The 2,492-nt window shown below is 66.9% G+C and carries 1 protein-coding gene and 3 pseudogenes; all 4 read left to right on the top strand.

Annotated features, from left to right (window positions below; translation table 11 throughout):
* Positions 1–216, top strand: a pseudogene (locus VFW69_RS18605) (DDE-type integrase/transposase/recombinase); the annotation flags it as partial.
* 248 nt (positions 217–464) lie between these two features.
* The gene (locus tag VFW69_RS18600; RefSeq protein WP_526503281.1) at positions 465–1,853 is read left to right on the top strand and encodes an IS110 family RNA-guided transposase; all 1,389 of its coding nucleotides are present in this window, start codon (positions 465–467) and stop codon (positions 1,851–1,853) included.
* A gap of 46 nt (positions 1,854–1,899) precedes the next feature.
* A pseudogene (locus tag VFW69_RS18595) lies at positions 1,900–2,127 on the top strand (IS6 family transposase); the annotation flags it as partial.
* Positions 2,128–2,212: 85 nt separating this feature from the next.
* Positions 2,213–2,365 (top strand): annotated as a pseudogene (locus VFW69_RS18590) (nitrate reductase); the annotation flags it as partial.
* Positions 2,366–2,492: the final 127 nt, after the last annotated feature.

Genomic DNA, 2,492 nt, shown 5'->3' with positions numbered 1-2,492 from the left:
GCCGTCGACCAGGACGGCAACGTCCTCGACATCCTGGTCCAACCTCGCCGGGACGCCAAGGCGGCCAAGCGGTTCTTCCGTAAGCTGCTGACCAAGCAGTGCCGGGTACCTCGGGTGCTGGTCACCGACAAGCTCGCCAGCTACGGGCCCGCCCACCGCGTGGTGATGCCCTCGGTGGAACACCGGCAATCGAAGTATCTGAACATTCATACTGAGTTCGCTGGGGCCCGGCCATCACCTCGGTAACTTAATCGGAGCAGCGCGCGTGCTGACTTCTGGCGTGTTGAGTGTGTGGGTGGCCGGGTACCGCACCTTGGGTCGTGCGCCCTGTTGAGAACCCGGTGACCGAGCGTCGGTGGTGACGATCGGATCCCTGATAGCGAATGTCTGGTGCTCGCACTTCTCGTTGGTGTGGTCTTGCCCTGGGCCGACAACCAAATCCAACGATAGGGGAAGGCACGAGATTGAAAATTCGGTTGGGAGTCGACGTAGCTTGCCGTGCTGCGCATCAAGCATCGCTGGCAGACGAGCAGGGAAGATTCTTGTTGGTGGGTCACCGGTTTCGCACCGACCCAGACGAGCTGGACACGCGGTGGGCGCGGCTGCCTAAAGACGCCGAGCGGATCGAGGTGGTGATGGAGCCGACCCGCAACGCCTGGGTCGCGCTGGCGGCCTGGTTCCGCCGCCACGGCGCGACGGTGGTGATGGTGCCACCCGAGCAGTCCGCTGATCTGCGTGATTACTACAACAAGCACACCAAGACTGATCGGCTCGACTCCAAAGTGCTTGCCCGGCTTCCCCTTTTGCACCCGGAGGGGCTGCACCGCGAGGACTCGCTGGGCCCTGGCGACGAGCTGAAGCGGGCGGTCAAGATCCGCTCTGGGCTGGTGCATCGGCGCACCGCGTGCATGGCCCGCCTTGATGCGCTGCTGGAGATCCTCGGGCCGGCGTGGATCGCCGCGCTGGGTTCGGATATGACGTTGACCGCGCTGCGGTTTTTGGCCCGGTACGCCAACCCGGTCCAGGTCAAACGCCTCGGCAAGGCCCGCCTGGCGGCGTTTTTCCGCCGCTCCAGCCGCCAGGCATGGGCAGACGAACGCGCCGACGCGGTCATCGAAGCCGCCGCGACCACGCTGCGGCTGTGGGGAGCAGACGGCGGCGAGCTCGACTTCGACGCGCTGGCCGCCGATATCGCCGCCGAAGCCCGGCTCGCGCTGACCCTGACCGACGAGATCAACGGGTTCGACAAGCGCATCGGCGCGCTCTACGACAAGGCCGACCCAGCCGGGATCGTGCGCTCGGTACCCGGCGCCGGCCGCGTCTGCGCACCCCAGATCCTCGGACGACTCGGCGACCCAACACGATTCGCCAACCTGGCCGCGGTCCGCTCCTTCGCCGGGCTGGTCCCGGCCGCCGACTCCTCCGGCCAAGCCGACGGCCACCGCGGACCGACCAAGGCCGGCGATTGCTGCCTGCGCGAGGCCCTGTTCATCGCCGCCGACCACGCCCGCAAGGTCGACCCCACCCTGGCCGTCCGCTACCAGCGGCTCATGCTCGCCGGTAAGCACCACGATTCCGCGGTCTGCACGCTGGCCGCGGTCCTGCTCACCCGAATCGCCGCCTGTCTGCGCGCCGGCACCCACTACCTATTGCGCGACACTGACGGCCGCGTCATCACCGAAGCCCAAGGACGCGCCATCGTCGCCGAACGCTACACCGTGCCACCCGAGGTCCGTGCCGCCCGGCGCAAGGTCACCCCCCACAGACACCCACGACGCAACGAGCGGAACGAGCGTGCCAAGACAGGAGTCGCCACGCGCTCCAAGGCATCGCCCGTTCCGCAACCAGCATGAACCGCCCACCGCTTTCGTCGCAACACTTGACATCGGTTGAGAACTCAACCGCGCCGAGAACTCCCACCAGCCGACCCGGCACCGCGAGCGGGCGATGAAACGCTTCAAGTCGATCCGGCACGCGCAACGATTCCTGTCCGCGTTCAGCGGCATCTCGCCGCACTTTCGGCCCCGTCGGCACCTGCTGTCGGCGGCCGACTACCGACAGGTGATGGCCGACCGCTTCGCGGTCTGGAACCAGATCACCGGGGCGACGACCACGGCCGCCGCCTGAATCGGCCACTGGGACAGGACGTTTCGTCCAAGCCACGGCTCATCATCACATCGGCCAATTAGGTTGGCTCAAGTTGACAATGCCGGCCATCCCGTTGATCATCGGAATCGCCGACTTCACCTGGCAGGCAGGCGATCTGACCTTCACCGGCATCGCGCTGAGGTCGATAGCCACGCTGGTGATGTATCACGGGATGCGCCTGCTCTCTCGGCGCAACCCGGCTGTGGCCGTCAGTTAGCCTGGCCCGAATTGTGGGCGGCCGCGCGGCGGCGCTGCGCATCCTCATACCGGCTGCGCGCGATGCCGGTTGCAGGTGTCAGCGGCGGAATCTGGTGCGGCTTCCCGAAGTCGTCGACGGCCACCAT

The organism is Mycobacterium sp. (assembly GCF_036273375.1).
GTDB lineage: Bacteria > Actinomycetota > Actinomycetes > Mycobacteriales > Mycobacteriaceae > Mycobacterium.
The sequence above is the reverse complement of the archived record's forward strand: the minus strand, read 5'-3'. Positions and strand labels throughout refer to the sequence as shown.